At 71.6% G+C, this 25,433-nt stretch carries 22 protein-coding genes and 1 tRNA gene; 10 read left to right on the top strand and 13 right to left on the bottom strand.

Annotated elements, in window-relative coordinates; translation table 11 throughout:
• Positions 1 to 6: 6 nt before the first annotated feature.
• The 3 genes from BEK98_RS09180 to BEK98_RS09170 all read right to left on the bottom strand — a co-directional run bounded on the left by BEK98_RS09180 (position 7) and on the right by BEK98_RS09170 (position 3,601).
• Positions 7 to 1,767, bottom strand: a complete 1,761-nt coding sequence (locus BEK98_RS09180; protein WP_094215913.1) for a SpoIIE family protein phosphatase — start codon at positions 1,765 to 1,767, stop codon at positions 7 to 9.
• Between the two features lie 139 nt (positions 1,768 to 1,906).
• Complete coding sequence (locus BEK98_RS09175) at positions 1,907 to 2,401, bottom strand: DUF5994 family protein (RefSeq protein ID WP_094215912.1); 495 nt, start codon at positions 2,399 to 2,401, stop codon at positions 1,907 to 1,909.
• Positions 2,402 to 2,992: 591 nt separating this feature from the next.
• Positions 2,993 to 3,601: a TetR/AcrR family transcriptional regulator gene (locus BEK98_RS09170; protein WP_244201804.1), complete on the bottom strand. Its 609-nt coding sequence runs from the start codon at positions 3,599 to 3,601 to the stop codon at positions 2,993 to 2,995.
• Positions 3,602 to 3,691: 90 nt separating this feature from the next.
• Here BEK98_RS09170 and BEK98_RS09165 point away from each other — a divergent pair, with 90 nt between their 5' ends.
• The 3 genes from BEK98_RS09165 (at position 3,692) to BEK98_RS09150 (ending at position 5,210) form a co-directional block, all read left to right on the top strand.
• Positions 3,692 to 4,453, top strand: a complete 762-nt coding sequence (locus tag BEK98_RS09165; protein WP_094216002.1) for an SDR family NAD(P)-dependent oxidoreductase — start codon at positions 3,692 to 3,694, stop codon at positions 4,451 to 4,453.
• 1 nt (position 4,454) lies between these two features.
• Positions 4,455 to 4,643 carry a type II toxin-antitoxin system VapB family antitoxin gene (locus BEK98_RS51085; RefSeq protein ID WP_094216001.1) on the top strand — a complete coding sequence of 63 codons (189 nt, stop codon included), beginning with the start codon at positions 4,455 to 4,457 and terminating at the stop codon, positions 4,641 to 4,643.
• A gap of 246 nt (positions 4,644 to 4,889) precedes the next feature.
• A complete protein-coding gene (locus BEK98_RS09150) occupies positions 4,890 to 5,210 on the top strand; it encodes a hypothetical protein (protein ID WP_143684095.1) in 321 nt (106 codons plus the stop codon).
• Between the two features lie 150 nt (positions 5,211 to 5,360).
• On the opposite strand, the gene BEK98_RS09145 is transcribed toward BEK98_RS09150, so the two are convergent.
• Positions 5,361 to 5,993: a TetR/AcrR family transcriptional regulator gene (locus BEK98_RS09145; RefSeq protein ID WP_094215910.1), complete on the bottom strand. Its 633-nt coding sequence runs from the start codon at positions 5,991 to 5,993 to the stop codon at positions 5,361 to 5,363.
• A 105-nt stretch (positions 5,994 to 6,098) separates the two neighbouring features.
• Between BEK98_RS09145 and BEK98_RS49890 the strand changes: the two genes are divergently transcribed.
• On the top strand, positions 6,099 to 6,470 hold the full coding sequence (locus BEK98_RS49890) for a nuclear transport factor 2 family protein (RefSeq protein WP_244201803.1): 372 nt from the start codon (positions 6,099 to 6,101) through the stop codon (positions 6,468 to 6,470).
• 121 nt (positions 6,471 to 6,591) lie between these two features.
• Here the strand turns inward: BEK98_RS49890 and BEK98_RS09135 are convergent, their stop codons facing one another.
• The 3 genes from BEK98_RS09135 to BEK98_RS09125 all read right to left on the bottom strand — a co-directional run bounded on the left by BEK98_RS09135 (position 6,592) and on the right by BEK98_RS09125 (position 9,879).
• Positions 6,592 to 8,130: a hypothetical protein gene (locus tag BEK98_RS09135; protein ID WP_094215909.1), complete on the bottom strand. Its 1,539-nt coding sequence runs from the start codon at positions 8,128 to 8,130 to the stop codon at positions 6,592 to 6,594.
• A gap of 234 nt (positions 8,131 to 8,364) precedes the next feature.
• A complete protein-coding gene (locus BEK98_RS09130) occupies positions 8,365 to 9,162 on the bottom strand; it encodes a hypothetical protein (RefSeq protein WP_143684094.1) in 798 nt (265 codons plus the stop codon).
• An 84-nt stretch (positions 9,163 to 9,246) separates the two neighbouring features.
• Positions 9,247 to 9,879, bottom strand: a complete 633-nt coding sequence (locus BEK98_RS09125; RefSeq protein ID WP_094215907.1) for an RNA polymerase sigma factor — start codon at positions 9,877 to 9,879, stop codon at positions 9,247 to 9,249.
• Positions 9,880 to 10,287: 408 nt separating this feature from the next.
• Between BEK98_RS09125 and BEK98_RS09120 the strand changes: the two genes are divergently transcribed.
• From BEK98_RS09120 to BEK98_RS09105, 4 genes are all read left to right on the top strand, one after another.
• Entirely contained in the window at positions 10,288 to 10,749 is a 462-nt protein-coding gene (locus tag BEK98_RS09120; RefSeq protein ID WP_094215906.1) for a DUF1877 family protein, read from the top strand.
• Positions 10,750 to 10,837: 88 nt separating this feature from the next.
• Entirely contained in the window at positions 10,838 to 11,572 is a 735-nt protein-coding gene (locus BEK98_RS09115; RefSeq protein WP_094215905.1) for a hypothetical protein, read from the top strand.
• A 14-nt stretch (positions 11,573 to 11,586) separates the two neighbouring features.
• Entirely contained in the window at positions 11,587 to 14,016 is a 2,430-nt protein-coding gene (locus tag BEK98_RS09110) for a glycosyltransferase (RefSeq protein WP_208643056.1), read from the top strand.
• Positions 14,017 to 14,036: 20 nt separating this feature from the next.
• Complete coding sequence (locus BEK98_RS09105; RefSeq protein WP_094215904.1) at positions 14,037 to 16,292, top strand: transglycosylase domain-containing protein; 2,256 nt, start codon at positions 14,037 to 14,039, stop codon at positions 16,290 to 16,292.
• Between the two features lie 337 nt (positions 16,293 to 16,629).
• Here the strand turns inward: BEK98_RS09105 and BEK98_RS09095 are convergent.
• Positions 16,630 to 16,700 (bottom strand) — tRNA-Gly (locus BEK98_RS09095).
• A gap of 551 nt (positions 16,701 to 17,251) precedes the next feature.
• On the opposite strand from BEK98_RS09095, the gene dcd reads away from it, so the two are divergent.
• Positions 17,252 to 17,827: a dCTP deaminase gene (gene dcd / locus BEK98_RS09090; RefSeq protein WP_094215902.1), complete on the top strand. Its 576-nt coding sequence runs from the start codon at positions 17,252 to 17,254 to the stop codon at positions 17,825 to 17,827.
• 13 nt (positions 17,828 to 17,840) lie between these two features.
• Complete coding sequence (locus tag BEK98_RS09085) at positions 17,841 to 18,338, top strand: phosphoribosyltransferase (protein WP_094215901.1); 498 nt, start codon at positions 17,841 to 17,843, stop codon at positions 18,336 to 18,338.
• Positions 18,339 to 18,406: 68 nt separating this feature from the next.
• Here the strand turns inward: BEK98_RS09085 and BEK98_RS09080 are convergent, their stop codons facing one another.
• The 5 genes from BEK98_RS09080 to BEK98_RS09060 all read right to left on the bottom strand — a co-directional run bounded on the left by BEK98_RS09080 (position 18,407) and on the right by BEK98_RS09060 (position 25,347).
• Positions 18,407 to 19,432 carry a Yip1 family protein gene (locus tag BEK98_RS09080; protein ID WP_094215900.1) on the bottom strand — a complete coding sequence of 342 codons (1,026 nt, stop codon included), beginning with the start codon at positions 19,430 to 19,432 and terminating at the stop codon, positions 18,407 to 18,409.
• 58 nt (positions 19,433 to 19,490) lie between these two features.
• Positions 19,491 to 20,912 (bottom strand): VCBS repeat-containing protein, encoded by a 1,422-nt coding sequence (locus tag BEK98_RS09075; protein WP_094215999.1) that lies wholly within the window; start codon positions 20,910 to 20,912, stop codon positions 19,491 to 19,493.
• A gap of 31 nt (positions 20,913 to 20,943) precedes the next feature.
• Positions 20,944 to 22,323, bottom strand: coding sequence for an FG-GAP and VCBS repeat-containing protein (locus tag BEK98_RS09070; RefSeq protein ID WP_094215899.1), 1,380 nt, complete (start codon positions 22,321 to 22,323; stop codon positions 20,944 to 20,946).
• Between the two features lie 84 nt (positions 22,324 to 22,407).
• The gene (locus BEK98_RS09065; RefSeq protein ID WP_094215898.1) at positions 22,408 to 23,889 is read right to left on the bottom strand and encodes an FG-GAP and VCBS repeat-containing protein; all 1,482 of its coding nucleotides are present in this window, start codon (positions 23,887 to 23,889) and stop codon (positions 22,408 to 22,410) included.
• Positions 23,890 to 24,084: 195 nt separating this feature from the next.
• Positions 24,085 to 25,347: an FG-GAP repeat domain-containing protein gene (locus tag BEK98_RS09060; protein ID WP_094215897.1), complete on the bottom strand. Its 1,263-nt coding sequence runs from the start codon at positions 25,345 to 25,347 to the stop codon at positions 24,085 to 24,087.
• Between the last annotated feature and the right edge of the window lie 86 nt (positions 25,348 to 25,433).

Genomic DNA, 25,433 nt, shown 5'->3' with positions numbered 1-25,433 from the left:
ACCCGGTCAGGGCACGGGCAGGCGCAGGGCGAGGAGGGCGATGTCGTCGGTGCTGCCGGGCATCAGGGAAGACAGCCGGTCGCACAGCGTGTCCAGCGGTTCGTGGGCGAGGGCGAGGACATGGCGGCGCAGTCGGCCGAGCCCGGTGTCCAGGTCGCTGCCGGGAACCTCGATCATGCCGTCGGTGTAGAGCAGAAGCGTGGACCCCGGTGGCAGCGCGTGGGCGGCGCTCGGCCGATGACCGCCGGCGCCCAGGTCGGCTCCGAGGAGCAGTCCCTGCCCGGCCTCGAGGTACTGCGCGTTTCCGTCGGGGGTCAGCAGCAGGGGCGGCGGGTGCCCGGCACTGGTCCAGCGCAGCGTCCAGGGGCCGGTGTCCGGGCCTTCCACCAGGGCGAGGACGAGGGTGGCCATCGGCACGGTCGTGATGGCGTGCATGGCGTCGTCGAGACGGTCCACGACGGCACCGGTCGGCCCGGCGTGGTCCCAGGCGAGGGAGCGAAGGATGCCGTGCAACTGCGCCATGCCGGCCGCGGCGGTCAGATCGTGGCCCTCGACGTCGCCGATGACCAGGGCGAGCGTGCCGTCCTTCAGCATGAACGCGTCGTACCAGTCGCCACCGACCTGCGAGCCGGCCGGAGCGGGCTGGTACCGGGCGGCCAGCTGGATCCGGCCGGGCCGGGGCAGCGGGGGGAGGAGGTTGCGCTGCATGGCCTCGGCGACGGCGCGCTGGCGGCCGAACCGGCGGGCGTTGTCGATGACGAGGCCGACCCGGCGGCCGATGTCGCTCACCACGTCCACATCGCCGGTGCCGAAGGGGTGTGCCGGGTCGGTGCGCACCAGTGTCAGGGCGCCGGTGACCTGCCGTCTGGTGCCCAGCGGCACCGTGATGACGGATGCCGCGCCGGTTGCTCCGAGGAAGGCGCTGTGGACGGCGGCCAGGGGGGAGTCGGGCGGTGCGTCCATGTCCGCCCGGTCCTGCAGGACGGGACCGCCTCCGTTCAGCACCTGGACCAGGGGCGAGTGGGCCGCCTCCCCGGCCGACGGAAGATGACCACGCCAGTCTTCCTGTAGGGCGTCACGGCCCTCGGGGCCGGTCACCGCCACCCGGTGCACCTGATGGGAGCCGACCCGCAGGTCCACCGCCGCCCAGTCGGCCAGGCGGGGAACCAGAAGCCGGCTCAGCCGGGCGAGGGCCTCGTCCACCTCCAGGGTCTGGCCGAGCACGTCGGTGATCTCCGCGACGAGTGTCAACCGCTCGGTGAGACTCTCCAGAGCGCTTGTACGGGCGGCTCGTTCCACCCGTTCCGCCCGCTCTGCCTGTTCCGCGCGTTCCGCGCGGGCATGGCGGTCCGCCGCGGTCTCGACGATCAGCACGACCATGCCCTGGGAGACGCCGTCGTCCGTCAGAGGCGTGGTCGACCAGGAGATCGGGATCAGCCGTCCGTCACCCCGCAGGCACCTGTCGTCGTCCCCGCGCGTCGAACGCCCCTCGGCCAGTGCCCGCAGCAGCGGGCAGTGCTCTCGGGGGATCCGGGCGCCTCCCGGGTCCCGATGGCACAGGTCATGCAGGTCCTGCCCGTACATCACCGCTGCCGCGCGCCCCAGCAGCCGCTCGGCGGCCGGGTTGACCGCGACGATCCGCCCCGCCGGGTCCAGCACGGCCACGGCCGTACCCAGCTGCTCGACCACGTGCCGCCACAGACCCGGCTCCGCCGCCGACAGCCGCCGCTCCTCCCGCTCTCCGTCGGGCCTTACGCCCTCCACCATGCCGCCTTTCCTCTCACGGGACACTCCGCCGCCGGGCCCCGGCCGCGGTGTCACGGAAACTCTGGTCCCCCGATGGTCCTGTGCGACAACCCGGCCACACGGTTGCCACGACGATCCGCTGGGCGATCGGGGCCTGCCGCTACACAGTCGGCCCGGTCGGGTGGACCTGATCACTGGCGGTGTCGACCAGGATCTGCCCGGCCTGCCGGAGGTTGCCGGTACGGACCGCATCGGCCATCGCGGCCCGTGCCGCGGGCATCGGCGTGTCCGGCGGGATCACGAGCAGCGAGAAGTGGTCTCGGCCGCCACGGGTCACGAGGGCGGTGTCGTCCCCCACGACGAAGGAGTCGATGTGCACGATGTGACCGCCGACGGTCATCCGGGTCGGCAGCTCGTCCCAGGCGTCGCGGTCCAGGCCGAGGCGGGTGACGGGTCCGAGTCGCTCGGTCAGCGCGGCGATGAGGCCGGGCAGTTCGGCGGTGGGGTTCCTGGAGCGGGGCCACCACGCACCGTCGAGGATGCCCGCGCGGTCGTGGGTCGTCGTGAGGCGCAGGAGCGCCGTTCCGGGGCGCAGGGACTCGTACAGGCCGTCCGCCAGGAGTCCTGCCGGGGGAGGAGGGTCGGAGACGGCCATGGAGCTCACCTGCCTGTCGGTTCCGGCAGTCCGCCAGACCGCGGGTGGCGGTGACGGAGCGGCTGCCGCCGAGGGCACGGCGACTCCTCGCCACCCTCGCTACCACGCTACTCCCCGCTCACCGGTCTCCCGATCGATCGTGGGGCCTGCAGGCCTGATCAGGGGCATGAACCCCGTTCAGGTCCCGCCGAGATGCGGTACGGGGTGGGCGTCCGGCGTCGTCCGGGAATGGCGGGCTGAATGCTCGCTCGGGTGCAGGGGCGCGAGCAGAACGCCGAAACGGCCCACTGCGGAGTGGCGTTGGCATCTTGGTCGCACCCGTAGCGAGTCCCCGCTGTGGCACGAGGGGGCCGACGACGAGAGCCGGCTGCGTACCGGTGAGGGATCCCACAAACGGGTCGATCAGTGGCGCGCGAACGCCGAGGGGGCTATCTTCGAGAGGCAGAACGACCGGTCTTCCTACCTCTTGAGGGACGGTCTCGCGTCCCGGCGCACGTCGAACAGAGATCAAAAGGTTCCATGAAACCAATCCGCGCCCCGGCCTGGCCGGGGCCCCGCAGCAGGCCGCCGTCTCGCGCGGCCCCGATGGGGTCAGCCGCCCGATCGGATCAGCTGGACCGCGTTCAGCAGGGTCTTGTGGGCGGCCGTCGAGTCGTCCAGGTAGCCGGCGGCCATCGCGCCGTCGTACAGCATCAGCAGTGCACCGGCGGCCGACTCCGGGTCGGTGTGGCCGAGACGGGTGAGCAGCTCCCGGAAGAGGCTGCGGATCCACTCCCGGTGGGAGGCGACCAGGCCGCGGACCGGATGGTCGGCGTCCGGGTACTCGGCGGCCGCGTTCATGAACGGCGAGCCGCGGAATCCGCGCTCGCGGGCGTGCTCGGCGATGGCCTCGAAGATCAGGTCGATCGCTTCCGCGGGCGGGTGCGCGGCGGCCAGCGGTTCGGCCACCTCCTTGTAGTAGGCGTCCTTGGTCAGCAGGTAGGCCACGACCAGGTCGTCCTTGGAGGCGAAGTGACGGTAGAAGGTCGCCTTCGTCACCCCGGCCTCGGCGATCAGCCGCTCCACGCCGATCGCGCGGACGCCCTCGTAGTAGAACAGCCGCGACGCGGCCCGGACCAGGCGTTCGCGGGGCGGTAGTTCGCCCTCGCTCTTGATCTTCTGACGTGCGGCGTCGGTGGTCTTCTGCCCAGTGCTGCTCACTTCCCCATTGTGCCCTCGGCCCTGCCTCGAGCGGCCTCTACCCCCGTACGGCCCGCGGCAGCGTGGCCGTTCATCGAAAGGCTTCAACCCATGAATCGTCGTCTTGAAGGAACCGTCGCCCTGGTCACCGGAGCATCCAGCGGTATCGGCCACGCCACCGCGCTGGAGCTTGCCCGCGAGGGCGCCTCCGTGGCCCTGGTCGGCCGACGCGAGGACCGGCTCACCGACCTCGCCGCCGAGATCTCCGGCGCCGGCGGCAAGGCCCTGGTCGTGCCCGCCGACATCACCACCGCCCAAGCCGCCGCCGAGGCGGTCGAGCGGACCGTCGAAGGGCTGGGCCGCCTGGACACTCTGGTCAACAACGCCGGCCTCATGCTCCTCGGGCCCGCCCCCAGCGCGGACCTGAACGACTGGCGGCGCATGATCGACATCAACCTCATGGGCCTGATGTACACCGCCCACGCGGCCGTCCCCCACCTGGTCAAGGCAGCCGCCGAGGAGCCGCGCCAGGTCGCCGACATCGTCAACATCGGCTCGCTCGCCGGCCGCAACGCCTATGCCATGTCCGCCGTGTACAGCGCCACCAAGTTCGGCGTCGGCGCCTTCAGCGAGGCACTGCGTCAGGAACTGGCACGACAGCACGTCCGCGTGTCCGTCATCGAGCCGGGCAGCGTCGACACCGAACTGCGCACGCACAACCCGGACGTCATCCAGCAGCACATCGTCGCCGCCCTGGGCGACATCGAGCGGCTGCAGAGCCAGGACATCGCCGACACCGTCGGCTACATCGTCACCCGCCCCCGGCACGTGGCCGTCGCCGAACTTCTCGTACGCCCCACCGAGCAGGCCTGACCTGCAGTTTGCGTCGCGACTGCAGTCCAAGGTCAGGACCAAGAAGGAGGCGGTCAACCTCGCTCTGCGCTTCTACGTCGAGCAGCAGGAGCGCGCGGCGCGCATCAGCCGCCACTTCGAACGTGCGCGTGAGTGGGGTGCCGTCGAGGACGCAGAGCGCTTGCACCAAGCGGAGAAGCGCAGCCGGTGATCTCCACAGCGCCCGGAACGGACGCGAGTACGACGAGATCACGGAGATGTTCACTGATCTCTACCCGGACGTGTCGGTGCCGAAGAACGCGGGGCGCTGGATCAGCGGTGCTCAACACCGTATGGCCCGGGCCGGGGAACACCGCAGCGCCTCGGCGGCGGACCTCGTCATCGCCGTCACCGCGGCCCACCACGGTCTTGCTGTCCTCCACGACGATGCCGACTACCGTGCCATCGCCCGGCACGCGTGCGCAACGAGTGGACGTTCCGCTCGGACTACGCCGGGAGGGGGGAACTCCCCCTGATCGACACCCGCGTGAAGGTCTCCGGCCTCGACGCGTCCAACCGCGCCGGCGCCGGCGCGGTCCGGGTCGACGCGACGGCGACCGCACGCACCACGGAGGCGACACAGGCGAACACCAGGGTCACCTCTCTCGCGTACTCCACGGACGACGGGGCCTCCTGGACCGACCTGCCCGTCACGGACGGCGCGGCGACGCTCGACGTGCCCGTCACCGCGTCCTTCCTCTCGCTACGTGCCGTGCACGCTGTGGGCACGGCGCCGTAGCACAGAGCCGGCGGCGGCCGGGTAGACCCCTCCCGGTCACGGGTGACCTCGGCTCGCATGCCTATCGAGCGGCGTCGTCGCGCATGCACACCTCGACGGCGTGCCCCGTTCTCCTGGATCTCACGTCCGGGCCGGCGGTGTCAGCCCGGTTCAGCCGACATTCGGGGAGCCGCGGAACGCCCCTGCCAACACCGGGACCAGCCACCGCTCGATCTGCTCAGGGGGCTCGGCGGCCAGCTCGGTACCTATGGGCGCCAACACGAGCCAGTTCAGCAGGCCGGCCGCGCACCGGATGCGGAAGTCCAACTCCCGCTCTTCGACTCCGGGAATCCTCGCCGAGAGCTGTCGGACGACGTCCCGCCGGGACTGCTGGAACTTCGCTGTCAGCCGGCCCCAGCCCTCAGGGGGGTCGATCCCGACGCGAGCCACCGTCCGCATCACCGCCAGATCCTGTCCGCCGGCCGCCAGCGCACGCATCATCGGCCCGGCGAACGCCGCGGCCAGATCCTCGACGCCGGATGCGGTGTCGAGCGAAGCGACCTCGTCGATCTGCGCGTCCAGGTACCGCTCCAGAGCGTTCTCGATCGCCGAATCGCACAGCGCCTTCAGCGACCCGAAGTGGTAGCTCACCGCGGAGACGTTGGCTCCCGCGCGATCCGTGATCTCGCGGAGGGTCACACCCTCCTGGCCCCGTCGCGCGAGCAGCTCCTGCGCTGCGGCCAGCAGGCCGTCCCGCGTCCGCTGGCCGGCCTCGCGGCGTTGATCTGTCCGTTCTGTCGCCATAGACAGAACTCAAACAGCTGCTTGATTTTGCTGTCAAGCGGCCGATCGCTCGGCAGGTGGCCCATCAGTGACCGCATAACTCCAGGCCGGCGCCCGCCCCTCCTGGTGCACGGCACCAAGGACGGCGTCTTCAACGACGTGGTCGCCGGCAAGACCTACCAGGGCAAGGCGCTTGGTGACGTTCTGCCCTACATGGCCAACCTCTTCCCCGACGTGCACCGTGACCTCAAGCGCATCACCGTGAGCGGCGACGTGGTCAGCATCGAGCTGTCGATCCAGGGCACGTTCGAGGGGCCGCTTCAGACGCCGGCGGGCACCGTCAAGCCGACCGGCGCGAAGGTCGACGTGCCGACCGCCGACTTCTGGTACCTGCACAACGGCAAGGTCGAGAAGTTCAACTGCTACGTCGGCTACACGAAGATGTACTCCGACATGGGCGTGAACCTCGACTGGGCCTCGGCGGTCGACAAGCACTGAGCCGCATGCCGGGCTCTTCCTCCCGGCCGCCCCGCTGAACCAAGGCGGACGCCGGTGGGCGGCCCGTCCGGGAAACCCCCAGGGCGGGCCGCCGATGTGACAGCGGCAGGGCCGGCGGCCCTCAGCTCACCGCGTACGCGTTGTACACCGTCGTCGTCGAGCTGTCGCCGTGGGTGTCGGTGACCGTCGAGCGCAGGCCGACGCGGCCGGGGCCGGAGGTCGGGTTGTGGACGGCGATGGTCCACTTGCCGCCGGACAGCTTCGCGGTGGTGGCGTTCCAGTGGGCGCCGTTGTCGGTGGTGTACCAGGCACGCACGGACTTCACGCTGTCCGACAGCCGGCCGATCGTGCTGTCACCCGTGCCGAGCCGCTGCATGCCCAGGTCGACGGTCGTGGTCGACCCGGCGGCCGCCTGGTTCCTGGAGTTCAGCGCCTCGGGCCAGAACCGGGTGATGTAGTCCCGGATCTGCTGGTTCTTGCCGGCGTCGGCGTAGAAGTGCAGGGACAGGCTGGAGGAGGTCGACAACGAGCCGGACGGCAGGCCGGTTCGGTGGGCGGTCTCGGTGAGCATATACCAGCCCGACCCGGGGATCCGCGGATGCGGATCGAGCTCCGTCGAGGGGGTGAAGTCGTGCTTGTAGAGCGTCTTCCCCGCGTGGGTCAGCTTCAGGGTGCCGGAGGCCAGGACACCGCCTCCCGTGAACTTGGGGTCGGCGAACGGGTTGTCGCCCCCGAAGTACAGCTGGTGGTACCAGGTGTACGGCAGTTTCCCGCCGGGCCCCCAGACCGCGTGGCCGAGGGACAGCGAGGTGGTCTTGCCGGCCGCGTACTTGTGGAACCCGTCGTAGATGAGGTCGTGACTGTCCTGCATCACTTCCCACTGGCCCGCCGGGACGTGTACGCCGAAGGAGTTGGGCAGGTCACGCTGGAAGTCGAGGATGTTCATGGACGACGAGCAGTCGTCGCCGCCCGTCGACCCGCCGTTGAACGAGAACCGCGCCTGTCCGCTGTCGGGGCCGGAACGGGCGGACACCTTGAGGGTGGTCAGCCCGGACTTCTTCAGCGTCGCGGACACCCCGGACGGCACACCGCGGGTGTGCGTGGCGGACGCCAGCCAGAAGTCCCCGCCGGTCGTCGACCGCGGCTGATAGGTGGTGCCGTACGACAGCTCGTATGCGCTGCTGCTGTTCGGGATGGCGTACAGGTCGCCCGAGTCGGCGGAAATGCTCATGGTGGCGGGGCTGTTGTCGCTGGCGCAGACCGCCGCGCTGACCGTGTGGTCGTATCCGCTGCCCGGGGCGGGACTGAGCGACACCTTGACGGCACGCCCCTTGCGCCCGTCGAAGGTGGTCGTCGTCGCCCCGGAGACCTGCACGCTGTGACCGCCGACGACGGCGTCCTCGCTGTTGCCGCCGACGAAGGACGTGGCGAGCTCGTAACTCCCGTTGGGCAGAGAGGCCTTCTTGTTCCCCTCGATGTAGCGGAAGTCGTACGTCTTGGTGTTGTAGACCGCCACCTGCGCGTAGACCGCCTTGCCGCTGCGGTCCAACGTCCTGACGGTGAGCGACCCCGTGGCCGCGGCCGAAGCAGTGGAAGCGCCGGCCAGGAGAAGCGGAACGAGCACGGTGACGGCGCTCGCGACCGCTGCGGTTCTTCGCATCAAACCCCCCAAAGGTTTACGGCAAAAGCGAGTCACCGTAGCGCACAGGAGGTGTGTCGCCGTCCCCGGCCCCCTCAGGCGACCAGCGGCCGCCCCAGAGGGCACGCCACCCTCAAATTGGCCTGGACCGAACGGGCGCCGCGTTCAGCCGGCTCTTCGGGTGTCCACGGGGAACGTGCTCGCATGTGCGCAGCACTCTCCGCCCGCGCGGGCCCTGATGGGCCACGGCGAGGGCTACTTGTGCTTCCCGCCCCCCTGGCCGCCACCTGCCCGGGTCTTCCCGGCCGTGTTGCCCGTGCCGCCGGTGTTGCTGCCGGATGCGCCTGTCTTGCCCGCCGCGCCGTTGCCGGCGTCCGCGGCACCTTCGCCGGACCTGCCCGTACCGGCCGATCTGCCCGGCGTGGCCGTCGCCCGCGTCAGCTGCTCGGAGCAGTAGGCGGCAACCTCGGCCTTGCCGCCGGCAGCCGCGACGAGCTGCTTCCAGACTTTCGCGTCGAGCGCCTTGCCGTGGCCCTGGACCCGCTCGTAGGCGCGGCAGTGGGCTTCGGTGTCCTTCGCGTGGGCCGGTCCGTCCGTCGGCCGGGAGCCCAGGGAGGACGCCGAGGAGGGTGCACCACCCGGCCGGTCCGGAGCGAGCGCCGAAGGGTGCGTGGTGCCCCGGTCGGCGCCGCCAGCATGCGTGGAGGTGCTGACGGAACCGATGGCCGCGACGGCCACACCACCCAGGGTGAGGCTGGCGAACACCACGCCGAACGTCATCTTCACAGGACGCCGGGCACGCCGCTCCTCGGGTCGTCGCCAGTCGTCCCGGCGCCGGGTACGTGCTGCTCGGTGTGTGCCCTCGCCGTGGGAGGCCCGGAAGGCGGCCACAGCCCGCTGCTCGGCCTGGGGGTCGAGATCGCCGGTACGGAGCGCGGCGGCCAGGACCGTTTCCAGGGTGGCGGCGTCACGCTCGTTCCGAGGGTCGGACAGGGCGCCGTCAGACCCACGTCGACGGCCTGGAACTCCGCCGCCGCTCAGCCTTTCACCCATGTCCGTTTCCGTTCCTGTCCCACAGAATCTCTTCGTTTCGGCCTGCCGGGCCGGGCTGCCCGTCCGCCGGCCCGCCGCCGTCGTTCATGTTGACTGCCCCAGCGTGCGGTAAGCCCCATCCGTCACACCCTCCTCGGCCTCGCCGCCGATGCCCAACTGGCGGGCGAGGCGTTTCAGGCCCCGGTGGGCGGCTGTGCGCACCGCTCCCGGGCGCTTGCCGAGGACGCGTGCGGCGGCGGGACCGTCCAGGCCGACCACGACCCGCAGGAGCACGGCCTCGGCCTGGTCCCGGGGCAGACCGCGGACCAGTTCCAGTGCCCGCTCGGTGGAGAGGGACTCCAGCGCCTGTTCATGGGTGCTGTGCGCACCGGGCAGGTCCAGTACGTCCTGTTCGGTCCCTCCCGCCCGGGGACGCACGCGCTGGCGGCGCAGATGGTCCAGGGCCCGGTGCCGGGCGATGGTCGCGGTCCACCCACGAAAGCCCGCGCCGTCGCCCTTGAAGCGCCCGAAGTCGCGGGCTATCTCCAGCCAGGCGTCGGACGCCACATCCTCCGCGTCGTCGCCGACGATGCCGCGCAGGTAGCCGAGCAGGCCCGGCTGAACGATCCGGTAGGCGATCGCGAAGGCGGCCTCGTCGCCGTCCTGGGCCCGTGCGACCGCCGCGCCCAGTTCCCCGTCGCGCGCCTGCGCACGACCGGGTTGCCGTACCTGGCCCAAGATCGTCCTCGTTCACGCCGGTTCGTAGCGAGTGCCTGCCGTCCGCCGCGCTCCGGTCGCATCGACGGCCCCATGACGTTCAGCGCCCGCCGTCACGCAAGTGTCACAACGCATCGGGCGTCCTTCACGTTCTCGCCGGTGTCCCCGTGCCCCGGCCGCCGGCTGCGGTGCGGGTCTGCGCGTACGACGGAGCGCCGTCGGGGCTGTCCGGGCCCGGGTGACGTTTCGTGCGGCCTGTGCGCTGGGGGGATGCCGGGTTCGGCGGTACCGGGCCGGCCGAGGGCGACCGCCCGCCGGCGCCGCAGCCCACCCCGGGCACCCCCCCCATCGGACCGGCGGTGTCCGATCCGTACCCCGATTCCGTCCGCCCCGTGTGACGCCCAGGCGCTCCCGTGCGCTCCTTCCGGCATGAGTGCGTACCTCCGTCTGCGCGCGGTGCCGCCCCCGGCACTGCGCAACAGCGCGATATGGCTGGAACGGCTTTTCGAGGGCGACGCGGAGACCGTCCGGCGCTGCCGGGACCAGGAGCACCTCTACGCCGGCGCTCCCCTGCATCCCCTTGCCCGGAACCGGTCCCGGACCCAGGTGGTGCTGGGCGGCCGGCCCGTGTTCCGTACCGACCGGCACAAGCCGCCGCTCCTGGTGCTGACGGCGGCCCAGGCCCGCCAGGTGGCCGGGTTCCTGGCGACGGCCGACTTCGACGCGCTGTGGGACGCCGCCCGGGACGACCTGCTGCCGCGCTACGGCGGCGTGATCGCGGAGCCCGAGACGTGGCGCGCCTTCGCGGCGGCGCACCAGGAACTGAGGGCGTTCTACGTGCATACGGCCGAGTGCGGGGATGCGGTGGTGAAGTGGCTGTCCGAGGCGTGAGTTGTGTGTGAGGTGTAACAGTTCCGGCCCGCCGCGCTCTGTCCATGCGGACGGCTGTGTCGGCCGGCCGGGACAGGGGACACGACTCGTGCAGTGGACGAACGGAAACGGCGGAGCGTACGGCGAGGATCCGTACGGTGGTGCCGGGTACGCGTATGCCTACGGCCACGACGGGTACGGCCACGACGGGTACGGTCACGAGGGGTACGCCGTCGACACGGCCACGCTGACCGGGGACCCGGTGCAGCTCGCGCAGTGGACGCAGCCCCATTCGACGGCGTGGGACGCCGCTCACGGCGACGTCCTCACCGTGCCGGCCGCGGAGATCGACACGCAGCCCACCCCTTTCGTGCAGCCGGAATCCGAGAGCGACCCGGTGCGACCGGTCTTCGTCGACTCCTCGGGGCGTCGCCAGCGCCTCGTGCTGCGCGCCGCCCGGCTGCTGGTGATCCCCGCCGGCGGCTATGTCGCGCTGCTGATCAGCACCATGCTGGGCGGCCCCGGCATCAGCGCCCCCTTCGTCCCGCAGCCGGACAGCGCACACGGGGCCGGCCCCGGCGTGACCGCCTCCGACTCCCCGTCCAGCACCGGCCACTCGGCGGGGAGCGCGAGCTCCGCCGCGGCGCACGGCAAGTCCCGCTCCACGGCGCAGCGGACCTCCGGCCAGCCCGTCCGGCCGACGGCCTCGACCGCTCCCGCGGCCACGTCCGGGCCCACCGCGGCACCCACCAGGGCCACGTCCCCGACGGCCACCGTCGGTCCGACCTCGACCCCCTCCTCCCGGGGGCGTGCCCTTGGGACGTCCCACAAGCCCGTGAAGTGACCCAAGGCCCTGACGTGACCGATCGCCGCCGCAGCAGCCGTACCCGCCAGATCACCCCCCGCACCCATTGGCTGCTGCTGAGCGTGCTCGCGGTGACCTTGTCGACGGCCCTCCTGCTCCAGGGGTACACCCACCACATGTTCGGGATCACCTCGGACGCCGTGACCGGTGCCCGCGGACGCAGCGAGGCGGTGCCTGGTCAAGTGACCCACGGCGGTCCCGTGATCGCGAACGCCGCCACCGCCGTGCACACCGCCCGGCCGAAGGCCCGCACCATCGCCCTCACCTTCGACGACGGCCCCGACCCCATCTGGACGCCGCGCATCCTCGACGTGCTGCGCCGCAACCATGTGCGCGCGACCTTCTTCGTCGTCGGAACCGAGGTCGTGGCCCACCCGGAACTGGTCCGCCGGATCGTCGCCGAGGGCCACCAGATCGGCATCCACACCTTCACCCACCCCGACCTGTCCCGTCTCGCCCCGTGGCAGCGTTCCCTGGAGCTGCGCGAGACGCAGCTGGCGGTGGCCGGTGCGGCCGGGGTCACCACCGCGCTGCTGAGGCCGCCGTACTCCTCGAACAACGGAGCGCTGAACGACGCCGACTGGTCCGTCCTCAAGCAGGCCGACGCGGCGGGCTATGTCACGGTGCTCTCCACCCAGGACGCCGAGGACTGGCAGCGTCCCGGCACGGACCGCATCCTCGCGAACGCGACCCCGCACGGGCACGCCGGGCAGATCCTGCTGATGCACGACGGCGGAGGTGACCGCTCCCAGACCGTCGCCGCGCTGCACAAGCTGATCCCCCGGCTCAAGGCACAGGGTTTCCGGTTCGCGACGGTCGGCGCGGCGGTCCGCATGGCCGGCCCCGTCCAGCCCGCCGGACTGGGCGAGCACCTCCAGGGGATGGCCCTCGTCACGGCGTTGCAGGCCGGCGACCGGGTGGTGTGGCTGCTGGGCGTGCTGATGTACGCGGCCGGAGCGATCAGCGTGCTGCGCGCGGCGGTCGTACTGATCGCGGCCCGCCGGCACCGACGGCTGCGGACCGGGAGCCGGGGCAGGTCCTGGGGGCCGCCGGTGACCGAACCGGTCAGTGTCATCGTCCCCGCGTACAACGAGAGCGCCGGCATCGAGGCGGCCGTGCGCTCCCTGCTCTCCTCGGACCATCCGGTGGAGATCATCGTGGTGGACGACGGCTCCACCGACGGCACCGCGGACCTGGTGGAGTCGCTCCGGCTGCCGGGGGTGCGGGTGATCCGGCAGGAGAACGCGGGCAAATCGGCCGCGCTCAACACCGGTCTCGCCGCGGCCTCCTGCGACCTGGTGGTCATGGTCGACGGCGACACGGTCTTCGAACCCGCCGCCGTCCGCACGATCGTGCAGCCCTTCGCCGACCCGCGCGTGGGTGCCGTCTCGGGCAACGCCAAGGTCGTCAACCGCGGCGGCATGCTGGGCCGCTGGCAGCACATCGAGTACGTCGTCGGCTTCAACCTCGACCGCCGCCTGTTCGACCTCGCCGAGTGCATGCCCACCGTGCCCGGAGCGGTCGGGGCGTTCCGGCGCCGGGCCCTGCTCGCCCTCGGCGGCGTCAGCGACGTCACCCTCGCCGAGGACACCGACCTCACCATGGCGCTGTGCCGCGCCGGCTGGCGTGTGGTGTACGAGGAGGGCGCGGTGGCCTGGACCGAGGCACCCGCGTCCCTGAACGCCCTGTGGCGGCAGCGGTACCGCTGGTGCTACGGCACCCTGCAGGCGATGTGGAAGCACCGCGGCGCACTGGTCCAGCGCGGTTCAGCCGGGAAACTGGGCCGCCGGGGCCTGGTCTACCTCCTCCTCTTCCAGGTACTGCTGCCCCTGCTCGCGCCGGTCGTGGACATCTTCGCCCTGTACGGCCTGGTCTTCCTGGACCCGGTCCGGATCACCGCCCTGTGGCTCGCCTTCCTTCTCCTGCAGCTCGGCATGGGCCTGTACGCGTTCCGCCTGGACGGCGAACGCCCCGGACCCCTGTGGAGCCTGCCGTTGCAGCAGTTCGTCTACCGGCAGTTCATGTATCTGGTGGTGATCCAGTCCGTCTTCACCGCCGTGTCCGGATCACGCCTTCGCTGGCAGCGCATGGAGCGCTACGGCAGCCTGCGGGCGCCGGCGGGAGCGGAACCCTCCGGGGAGGACCGCACCGCGGCCCCCGCGCAGCCGGAGCCGGAACCGTACGAAGGTGTTGCGCGGCCGGAACCGTACGAGGGCGTCCCCTCTCCCGGACCGTACGCGGCCGTGCCCCCTCCCGGACCGTACGCGGCCGTCCCGGGGCCCGGACCGTACGGGTCCCACCCGGACTCCCAGCCGTACTACGAGTCCCACCCGGACCCCCGGCCGTACGAGGCTCACCCGCAGCCCTGGCCGTACGCGGGCCCTCCACGACCCGCGCCCCACGACACCACCCACCGGTACTGAAAGCAGAGTGATCCGAGCCCATGAGCGGTACCCGGCGCAGGCCGCCGCAGCGCACCATCTCCGGCAGTCGTGCGGCGGGTCGTCGCAGGGCGAGCCGCACCGCATCGCGCAGACGCTGGATCGACTATCCGAGAGCCGGCCGGGCGGGCGCGCGCCGCTGGCTGCCTTCGTGGCGGCAGGTGCTGGCGTCGTTCGTGTTCTGCGTCGGCTCAGCGACCGCGGCCATCGGGTACGCCTACGCCACGATCTCCATCCCCGACCCCAACCCCTCGACGCTGCTCCAGAACAACGTCTACTACTGGTCCGACGGCACGGTCCTGGCGACCGACGGCAGTGTCAACCGGGAGAACGTCTCCCTGGCGCAGGTCCCGCTGGGCGTGCAGGAAGACTTCATCGCCGCTGAGAACGCCTCCTTCTACTCCGACCCGGGCATCGACCCGCAGGGCATCGCGCGCGCCGTCGTGCACATGGCCGAGGGCGACTCCGTCCAGTCCGGTTCGACGATCACCCAGCAGTTCGTCAAGAACACCTACCTCGACCAGTCGCAGACGCTCTCCCGCAAGCTCAAGGAGCTGCTGATCTCCTCCAAGATCGGCGCGAGCATGAGCAAGCAGGAGATACTCCAGGGCTACCTGAACACCTGCTTCTTCGGCCGACAGGCGGACGGCATCGAGGCCGCCGCCCGCGTGTACTACGACCTTCCGGTCGAGAAGCTGACCGTGAGCCAGGGCGCCTTTCTCGCCGCGGCGGTCAACGAGCCGAGCCTCTTCCAGTACGCCGACTCCGATCCCAGGGCGCGGGCACAGGCACAGGCACGCTGGTCCTGGGTGCTCGACCGCATGGTGAAGACCGGCAGGCTGACGGAGCAGCAGCGCGCCCGGTACGCGGCGGCCGGTTTCCCGGTGCCCAGGAAGTGGACTGCCGGCTCGGGTCTCACCGGGCAGACCGGCTATCTGGTCCAGCTGGCCCGGTCGTACGCCCAGCAGCACGACCCCGGCATCACCGACAGCAGCCTGAGCCGGGGCGGTTACCAGATCCATACCACCTTCGACCGGAAGAAGACGGCGGAGCTGGCCAAGGCCGTCGCGAAGGTGCGCGCGGAGCGCCTCGACCCCGCCCACCGGACGGCTGACCGGAACGTCCAGACCGGCGCCGCCTCGGTGGACCCGGCCACCGGCCGCATCCTGGCCGTCTACGGCGGTCCCGGCTACGAACGGGCCCACTACGCGGACAACGCCGACACCTCCGGCGTCCCCGTGGGCTCGACCTTCAAACCGGTCGTCCTCGCCTCCGCGCTCCAGTACGGGGCCGTCCTGAAGCCCGGCGCGTCACCGGCGCCGATCACCCCGGGCAGCAAGTTCGACGGCGACGACGGCATCCGGATCAAGGACCAGCAGGGCGACTACGTCACCGACGACAAGGACCCCACCGGTCTCCTCCACCAGCACAACGACACCACGCACCGCTGGGGCTACATCACTCTGCGCCAGGCGATGGAGCAATCGGTCAATACGCCGTACGTGCAGCTGGGCGAGGACGTCGGCCACACCGACGTGGCCCGGACGGCGACGGCCCTGGGCCTGCGCTCCGGGAGCCTCGCCGCGCCCAGCGCCGGCTTCTACATCGGCACCTCGACCCCGAGCGCCATCCGCATGGCGGGCGCCTACGCGACGTTCGCCGCGTCCGGGATGCAGGTCACGCCGTACTCGGTGACCAAGGTGACCCACGACGGGGCCATACTGCCCGGCTTCACCGCTCCCACCCCCGTACGCGCCCTGCCGACGGCGGTCGCCGACAACGTGACCGACGTCCTGCGCGGCGTCATCGCCCGGGGCACCGGAACCAAGGCCCAGGCCCTCGGCCGGACCGCGGCGGGCAAGACCGGGACCACGGACGACTACCGGTCGGCCTGGTTCATCGGCTACACCCGCCAACTCGCCACCTCCGTCGTCCTCTTCAAAGAGGACCCGGCCCATCCCCAGCTCCAGTCCCTGGCGGGCGTCGGCGGTCTGCAGAAGGTGTTCGGCGGCGACATCCCGACCGAGATCTGGACCGGGTACATGCGCGACGCCCTGGTCGGCCTGCCCGACCTCCCCTTCCCCGCCCCCACGTCCCTCGGCCCCGGCACCGACGAGCCCGGCGTCCCCTCCGCCTCTCCCACCCCGGCCCCCACCAAACACGTCGGCAGGCCCGGCAAGCGAACGACCCCCACGGCCACCCCCAGTCCGGGCCTCCCGACGACCCGTCCCAAGTGCCGTCCGCACAAGTGCCGTTGACGCCGGGAAGTCAAGGAATTTGGGTGAAGCGACGGTCGGCAGTGCGCACCGCGCGGCGGACCGCCGCCGCCCCGATACGGCACTCCCGGTCCTCCGCCGCCGGGCCGGTACGGGCGATGCCATGCACTGTCGTCCGGTGGGGCGTATCGCGGTGCGGGCGGGTCGCACAGCGCTCGACCTGCGCAGAGAGACGGCGCGTGGTGCGAGCGCTCGGCTGGATGGTGTCGTCGACGGGCGGTGGCTGGGCCGCCGGGATCTCCGACACCCTCGCCCTGGGCATCCTCTGTGAGGCGCACAACAACAAGGCCCAGGTCTCTGACCTGGGCCTCAATCACAGAGCGGGTGACGAGAATCGAACTCGCGCTCTCAGCTTGGGAAGCTGATGTTCTACCATTAAACTACACCCGCGTAAGACGGACGGGACGGCTCCGCAGAGTCGATGTCCGAACGCTCGCTCACTGTACCTCATCGCAGACCCCCGGTGCTCGGACCGCGGGGTCCGGGTGCGTTGGGGGTGGGGTGGAAGGGTGGGATCCCCGTGCGGGGGGCGCGAGTTGGGGCGTACCGTGGAGGGATGGGAGAGGGTCCGGGTGAGGCCGGAGTGCCGCCTGGAGAGTCGTCTCTTTGATCCCGTAATGTGGCTTTTGTCGTCAGGGCAGTAAGCCGGACGCGGCTCTTGGGGAAGGGACTTGAGGGACTTGATGGAACGCACCGTCGTTCGTTGTGCGGACGGGCACGTCTTCGGCACCGCTTCGTTCCCGATGCAGCAGGCCGAGCGGCTCGGCCCCGGCCGGCTCGTGAGGTGTCCGCGGTGTGCCCGGCTCCGCAGTGTGGTGCCGGTCGCCCTACAGAAGCGGTAGTGCCGCAGAAGCGGTAGCGGGCTGGGCGCCGCAAGATCGAAAGGCGCGCGGAGTCGTCACGATTGTCATGGCTCCGCGCGCCTTGCGTATCCTCGGGACGTGCTTCTCTCAGACAAGGACATCCGGGCCGAGATCGACGCCGGGCGGGTGCGTATCGATCCCTACGACGAATCCATGGTGCAGCCGTCGAGCATCGACGTGCGGCTGGACCGCTTTTTCCGGGTGTTCGAGAATCACCGGTACCCCCACATCGACCCCTCCGTCGAGCAGGCCGACCTCACGCGGCTCGTGGAGCCCGAGGGGGACGAGCCGTTCATCCTGCACCCCGGGGAGTTCGTGCTCGCGAGCACGTACGAGGTCATCTCGTTGCCCGACGATCTTGCCTCCCGGCTCGAGGGCAAGAGTTCGCTGGGGCGGCTCGGGCTCGTGACGCACTCCACCGCCGGGTTCATCGACCCGGGGTTCAGCGGTCACGTGACCCTGGAGCTGTCCAACCTCGCCACCCTGCCGATCAAGCTCTGGCCCGGCATGAAGATCGGCCAGCTGTGCATGTTCCGGCTCAGCTCCCCCGCCGAGTTCCCGTACGGCAGTGAGCGCTACGGCTCCCGGTACCAGGGGCAGCGCGGGCCGACCGCCTCGCGGTCCTTCCAGAACTTCCATCGGACCCAGGTGTGAGGGCGGCCACGACATGAGTGACGTGCGGGAGAACCTGACCTACGAGCGGTTCGGCGCCGCCATCCGCGAGCTGGCGCAGACCATCGCCGACGACGGGTACGAGCCGGACATCGTGCTGAGCATCGCGCGCGGGGGCGTCTTCGTCGCCGGCGGGCTCGCCTACGCCCTCGACTGCAAGAACATCCATCTCGTGAATGTGGAGTTCTACACGGGCGTCGGGACGACCCTGGAGATGCCCGTCATGCTCGCCCCGGTCCCGAGCGCGATCGACTTCTCCGACAAGAAGGTGCTCATCACCGACGACGTCGCGGACACCGGCAAGACGCTCAAGCTCGTGCGCGACTTCTGCCTCGACACCGTCGCCGAGGTGCGCTCGGCCGTGATCTATGAGAAGTCCCACTCCCTCGTGAAGTGCGAGTACGTCTGGAAGCGCACCGACGAGTGGATCAACTTCCCGTGGAGCGTCGAGCCGCCCGTGGTGAAGCGGGCCGGACAGGTCCTCGACGCCTGAGAGCAAGAGAACAAAGAGAAGGGCCCCCGGGTGGAACACCCGGGGGCCCTTCTCTGTGCAGGTCGCGGCTAGAACGTGCCCAGCTTCACTATCGACAGCAGCGCGATCAGCTGGATCGCCGACGCGCCCAGCGCCTTCGGCCAGGGCAGGTCGTGGGAGCGGGAGACCATCAGGGTCAGCAGGGCGCCCGCGCCGATCCAGGTGGCCCAGCCGAGCAGCTGGACGAAGCCCGCGTTGCCGCCGAAGAACATGGCGAAGACCAGGCGGGGGGCGTCCGTGAGGGACGTGATCAGCATGGACAGCCCGACCGTGGGCTGCCAGGCGCCGTCGCCGCCGAGCTGGCGGGCCAGGGTGTGGGTGACCACGCCCAGGATGAAGGCGCTCACGACCATCGCGACGGCGGTGATCAGGACGATCGGGATCGCGTTGGAGAGCGTCGCGTTGATCGCGTCCGAGCGGGCCCCGTCGAAGCCGAAGACGGCGAGCAGGCCGTAGAGGAAGGTGACGATCAGGGCCGGGGCCCACATCGTGTAGTCCCGCATGCGCAGGAAGGTCTGGGCGGGGGAGAGGATGATCCCCTTCAGCAGTTCCTTCCAGTGCAGGGGCGGGCCGACCGGGCCGGACGGGGCGGCCGAGCCGGCGTGGTAGGTCGCGCCCTGGGTGTAGCCGGCGGCCTCGTCGATCGAGAAGGCCTGGGTGTGGCCCGGGTTGTTCGCCGCGTACGGATCGTGGCCGCCGTCGCCGAAGTACTCCGGTCCGTCGTCCGCCCGGCCGCCCGGGTAGCCGTACGGCTGTCCCTGGGGCGGGTACGACGGCTGCGGGTACGACTGCTGCTGCGGCGCCGACGGGTAGCCGTACGACGGGCCCTGGGGGCGGCCCCCGGGCTGTCCGTGCCCACGTCCCTGGCCGGGCCCCCGTCCCTGGCCGTGCCCGTGCGACGGTCCCTGCTGAGCCTGTTGTCCCTGGGGGGTGCGGTTGTCACGGCCCCCGCGTCCGATCCTGAATCCAGCCACGTCATCGAACGTACCTGGTCCCGGAGGGTGACGTGCCGGGCCCGGGGGTACGGGCCCGGCTTTGCTGCCGACCTGTGACATCCCCTAAGGGACCGTCAGGGGACCTACCAGGGATTCCCCCGGTTTCACCGCCCCGCCCTCACTGCCCCATCAGGCGCCCCAGATGCGGATACCCCGTGGCCGGGACCCCCGTCGCCGCCGGGCCGAAGGACACCGCGCCCGTCGTGCGGATGCCGGAGGCCGAGCCGCGCAGGCTCCACACCGCGCCGTCGGAGTCGTTCTCCCCGTGGGCGCCGATGGAGAGGTCCGCCTTGCCGTCACCGTTCAGGTCGGAGAGGCGGACCGCCGAGCCGAAGAAGTCGTTGTCCTCGGCGCTGCCGGGGACGCCGGCCGTGTCCTGGGAGAAGGACTGGGCGCCGGTGCCGGTCAGGCCCGTGGCCGAGCCGCGCAGCACGGTGACGGCGCCGGTCTGCCAGTCGGGACCGATGGCCTCGTAGATCGCGCCGACGGCCACGTCCGCGTACCCGTCGCCGTTGACGTCGCCGACGGAGAGGGAGTGGCCGAACCAGTCCTCCTTCTCGTCGGTGCCGGGGACGCCGGGGCTGTTCTGGGTGATCGTCGCCTGGGGCGTGGTGCGGATGCCGTCCGCGCTGCCCAGGTAGGCGCGGACCGAGCCGCCGTCGTTCGCGGAGACCGAGCCGGGGGCGGTGGCCGCGACCACGTCGTCGTAGCCGTCGCCGTTGAGGTCACCGACGGCGGCCGTGCGCCAGGCGCCGGAGGGCAGGAACGTCTGGAGGGTGAGCGGGGTGTCGCCCGTCGAGCCCGTGTAGACGAGCTGGCCGTCGTCGTAGGTCCGCTCGTCGGTGCCGCTGATCACCAGGTCGTCGACGTGGTCCCCGTTGACGTCGGCGGCGGCCAGGCCCTGGGCGCCGGAGATGACGCCGGCCTGCAGCTCGGTCCGCAGCACGAACCGGGACGCGGCGCCGGAAGCCTTGGTGAAGCCGCCCCGGAAGACCCACACGTCCTTGCCGAGGCTGCCGACGGCGAGGTCGGCGCGGCCGTCGCCGGTGAAGTCGCCGACCGCCAGGGTCAGGGCGTACTCGTCGTGCGCCGAGGACGCGGGGCCGGGGAGGGTCCAGCCGCCGGAGAGGCCGTTCTTGCCGCCCCAGACGACGACCGCGGTGCCGGTGCCGTCGTTCTCGTCCGGGGTGCCGACGACGAGGTCGGCGTAGCCGTCGCGGTTGAGGTCGCCGGAGGCGAGGGACGCGCCGAACTCGTCGTTCGTCTCCGCCGTGCCCGGGATGCCCGTGGTGTTCTGGGTGATCACCGTGTGCCGGGCGGCGCTGATCCCCGACTTGGAGCCGTAGTTCACGACCACGGCACCCGCCCGGGCCTTTCCGCCGACCGTGGCCGACGGGGCGGCGGTGACCAGGTCGCGGTAGCCGTCGCCGTTGAAGTCGTCGGAGAAACGGGCGGGGGCCGCGGAAGCCGTGGTGACGGGCAGGGCGGTGAGCAGGCCTGTGGTCAGGGTCGCTGCCAGTAGGAAGGCGCGCGTGCGCATGTCCGATCCGTTCATGAGAGGGGGGCGGGCGTCAGTCCTGGAAGCCGCCGCCGAGGTCCGGCAGGACGACCGCTTCGCTCGCCGTCGGCGTGGTGGCGGTGCCGGGCAGCAGGATTCCGCCGCCGCTCAGGGCGATCGCCAGGTCGGCCTTGCCGTCGCCGGTGACATCGCGCAGGCGGAGGCTGTAGCCGAAGGCGGTGTCGGAGTCGGCGCGGCCGGCGACGGTCTGCGGGATCCAGGCGGAGCGGGTGCCGGTCAGGCCGCCGGAGCCGCCGCGGAAGACGTGCACACCGCCCTGGTCCTGCTTGCCGTCGACGTCCTCGTGGGGCACGCCGACCGCGAGGTCCGCGTAGCCGTCGCCGTTGGTGTCGGCGGCCGAGACGTCGTAGCCGAAGTCGTCGTCGGTCTCCGGGCTGCCGGAGACGCCCGCGGTGGCCTGGGTGAGGGTCGTGGAGCCGCTGGGGCCGGCGGAGGTGCCGCGCCAGACGGTCACCGCACCCTTGCCCTTGTCCTTGTCGGGCTGCCCGATGGCGATGTCGCCGTAGCCGTCCTTGTCGAAGTCGGCGATGACGGCGTTGGCGCCGAGGCCGCCGTGCCAGGCGGACTCCAGGGTCTTGGAGGCGCCCGAGGTCAGGCCCGAGGAGGCGCCCTTCAGGAACCAGGCGCGCAGGGCGGGGGTGTCGTTCGTGCCGGTGAACTGCTCGCCGAGGACCACGAGGTCCGTCTTGCCGTCGCCGTTGACCTTGCCGGCCGCCAGCCCGGACGAGTACCAGCCGGCACCGTCCTTGTCGATCTCGCTGACGGTTCCGGTGCCCCCCGCCCTGGTGAACGGCCCCCGGTACAGCCAGGCCTCCCCGCCGCCGATGACCGCGAGGTCGGGCGAGCCGTCGCCGGTGAAGTCGCCGGTGGCGAGGTCGGAGCCGAAGTGGCCCTGCGCGCCGGCCGCGCCGCCCTTCGGCGCCAGGTTGGTGCCGCCGGACAGGCCGGAGCGGGAGCCCCACACGATGGTGACCGAGCCGCGGTACTGCGCGCTGCCCACGTGTTCGGTCTGGTTGCCGACGACGAGGTCGGCGTACCCGTCCTTGTTCAGGTCGGCGCTGGTGAGCGAGTCGCCGAACATGTCGTCCTCCTCGCCCGAGCCGGGCACACCGGCGCTGTCCTGGTCGATGACCTGGGTGTGCGAGGTGTCGAGGCCGTTCGTGCCGCCGTAGACGATGGTGACGGCGCCGCCCCGGTGGTTGTCCCGGTTGTAGCCGAGGTACGCGAGGTCGCGGTGGCCGTCGCCGTTGAAGTCGTCGTACTGCTTGGCGACCGCGGCGGTGGCCGGGGCGGCCAGGACCAGCGGGGTCAGGCCGGCGGCGAGGAGGGCGGCCGCGAGGGCGGTGGGGGTGGCCTTGCGCGGGTGAGGCATCGGGGTGGTCCTCCGGGAGGTCACGAGGCGGTCGTGCGGCCGGGCCCGCACGACTGCGGGCCCGGCTGGTGGGAGTACGGCGGGTCAGTCGGCGAACACGGCGCCGAACTGCGGCGTGCCGGTCGTCGAGACGCCCACGGTGCTCGCGCCGAAGGCACGCGAACCGCTGGTGGTGATCTTCGTGCCGTTGGACGGCAGGTAGGTGATCGCGCCGTCCCCGCCGTTCTCGTACGAGCCCACGACCAGGTCGGCCTTGCCGTCGCCGGTGACGTCGTCGAGCTTGACGTCGGCGCCGAACAGGTCGGACTTCTCGTCGCCGCCGGGGACACCCGCGGTGCTCTGGGCGAAGGACTGGCCGCCGGTGGTGGTGTTCACACCGGAGGCGGAGCCGTACAGGACGGTGACCAGGCCGGTGTTGGTGACGCCGCCGATGTCCTCGTTCGGGCTGCTGACGACGAGGTCCTGGAAGCCGTCGCCGTTGATGTCACCGAGGTCGAGGTCCCAGCCGAAGCCGTCGCCCTTCTCCGCGGTGCCGGGGACGCTGCCGGTGTCCTGGCTGACGGCCGCGGTCGAGCCGGGGCCGGAGGCGGTGCCGTAGGTGATGTTCACCCGGCCGCCCTTGGAGGAGTTCGGGATGCTGGTGCCGTCGCTGGTGGTGGTGTCCCAGTCGGCGCCGCTGACGATGTCGCCGAAGCCGTCGCCGTTGATGTCGCCGATGGCGGTGACGATGCCGGACTTGAGGGTCTTGGCGGAGGAGCCGCTCAGGCCGCTCGCGGTGCCGGGCAGCCAGTAGTTGGTGTTCCAGCCGTACTGGGTGCTGGTCTCGTAGCCGTCGACCACGAGGTCGGTGCGGCCGTCGCCGTTGACGTCACCGGCGGTCAGGTTCAGCGGGCCGAACGGGGAGTCGTTGGTGCCCGACTCGATGGGCGGTGTGACGGTGGTACGGCTGCCCGCGGTGCCGGTGCTGCTGAAGCCGCCCTTGTAGAGGTAGAGGGTGGCGGAGGAGCTGCCCACCACCAGGTCGGCCTTGCCGTCGCCGTCGAAGTCGCCGGCGGCCAGGTCCTTGCCCCAGTAGTCGTGGGAGCCGGCGGCCGGGTCGGGCACGTCGACGCCCTTGCCGGTGAGGCCGTTCGCGGAGCCCCACAGGAGGGTGACGGCGCCGCCGTTGGTGTCGGTGCCGACCTTCTCGTACGGGGTGCCGACGACGAGGTCGTCGTAGCCGTCGCCGTTGAAGTCGGCGTACGCCAGCTCGGCGCCGAAGGAGTCGCCGGCCTCGGCGGTGCCCGGGACGCCGGAGCTGTTCTGGCTGAGGGTGGTGCGCTGGGCGGAGGAGACGCCGGTGGACGTGCCGTAGAGGACGACGACCTGGCCGGCGTTCTTGAGGCCGCTGACGTAGGCGGTGGCCGCCGAGGTGGCGACGTCACCGATGCCGTCGCCGTTGAAGTCGGCCTTGGCCACCTTGACCGAGTCGGCGGCCGTGGCGGGCGAGCCGGCGAACGTGAGCAGACCGCCCGTCAGCGCGGCCGCGGTGGCCGTCGCGAGGGCGAGTCGGCGGTGCGTGTGCATGCTGGTTCTCCTGCGGCATGCGGGGGGATGCCTGGCGGGGCATCCCGCAGTCGATGGGGTGCGAACGTCCGTGTTCGCCGCGGGTTGTCCCGCGGTTCACGGAGCGTTCGGCGATCAGGAGACCGGCGTCGGGGCGTAAGGGTTGTACAGGAGTTCGGTAAATTCTTGAGACTGTTGTGACCTGAGGGGCGACGGCTACGGCGCGAGGAACGCCGAGCTGGAGAAGGTCACCGCCGGCTTCGCTTCGAGCAGCCCCCGCTTCGTCCCCCGGTACACGGCGACCGTGTCCCGCGTCTCGCCCCGGTACGTCCGCACCACCAGGTCCGCCCGCCCGTCCCCGTCGAAGTCGCCGGCCGCGAGGACGCGGGTCGTGCCGGGCGCGGGCGGTACGACGGTGAGCGCGCCCTTCGTCGACAGGCCGGCCGTACCGGCGCGGAAGAGGCGCAGCCGGGAGGCGCTGGAGACGAGTTCGTCGCGGCCGTCGCCGTCGAAGTCGGCGGCGTCGAGCATCGAGCCCGGGGTGGCGAGGCCGGCCCGTGTGGCCGCCGGAAGGTCGTAGCGCAGGGACGTTTCCCCCGTGCCCCCGACCGCCGCGTCCAGCGCCCTGCCCCTGCCGAAGCGGCCCAGGGCGACGTCGGCACCGGTGGGCAGGACGGCTCCGGTGCGCGTCGGGCCGGCGGGGCCGCCGAGGACCACGGCCGAGGTTCCGGTGCCTTCCGCCGTACGGACGACCAGGTCGTCGTAGCCGTCGCCGTCGACGTCGGCCGCGGGGCCGGTGGGCACCTCGCCGGGAGAGGGCAGGGGTGCGCCGGCCGCGCGCGGGGCGCCCTTTCGGCTGAACGGGCCGCGCAGGTACGACAGCCTGCCCCCGGACGCGTGCAGCACCAGGTCCTTCTTCCCGTCCCCGTCGAAGTCGCCGCACACCGGCTGGTCCGGCCAGTCGTTGCCGAAGCGGGCCCGGTCCGGGACGGTCAGTTTGACGGCGCGGCCGGTCAGGCCTGCGGGGGAGCCGAAGAGGATCTGCAACGGCACCGGGGGCCGGCCCTGGCCGTCGTACGGCGGGTCGGTCGAGACGATGAGGTCGGTGAAGCCGTCGCCGTCCAGGTCGCAGCTCTCCTCCGCGCCGAAGACGGCGGGAAGTTGCCCCTTGGTGGGCGCCGCCTGCTTCTTGGGGCTGAGCAACTGCCGGGCGCCGGGCGTGAGTCCGTGCGGGCCGCCGTAGACGATCCCGATGCCGGCGTCGTCGGCGTGCCGCTGCTCTTTGACCAGGTCATTGAGGACGAGGTCGCGGTGACCGTCGCCGTTGAAGTCGTCGGGGGTACGGCTGCCCTTGCCGTGCGGGACGGGGAGCCGGGCGGGGGCGTCGGCGATGCGGGTGGGGGTGGCGTGGCCGGCGTCCGGGGCGGTGGGGCCGCAGGCGGCGAGGAGCAGGGTGCCGCAGAGGGCCGCCGTGGACATCCCGCCTCTTCGCACGCGCACCGTTCACCTCGTCAGCAGCCTCGCCCAACAACCTCGCAATGATGCACGTGTTCGAGTGGCGGGGT

Origin of the sequence: Streptomyces diastatochromogenes, from assembly GCF_002242805.1 — a bacterium.
GTDB classification, from domain to species: Bacteria; Actinomycetota; Actinomycetes; order Streptomycetales; family Streptomycetaceae; genus Streptomyces; species Streptomyces diastatochromogenes.
Note: the sequence above shows the minus strand (reverse complement) of the source record. Positions and strands in the feature narration are given on the sequence as shown.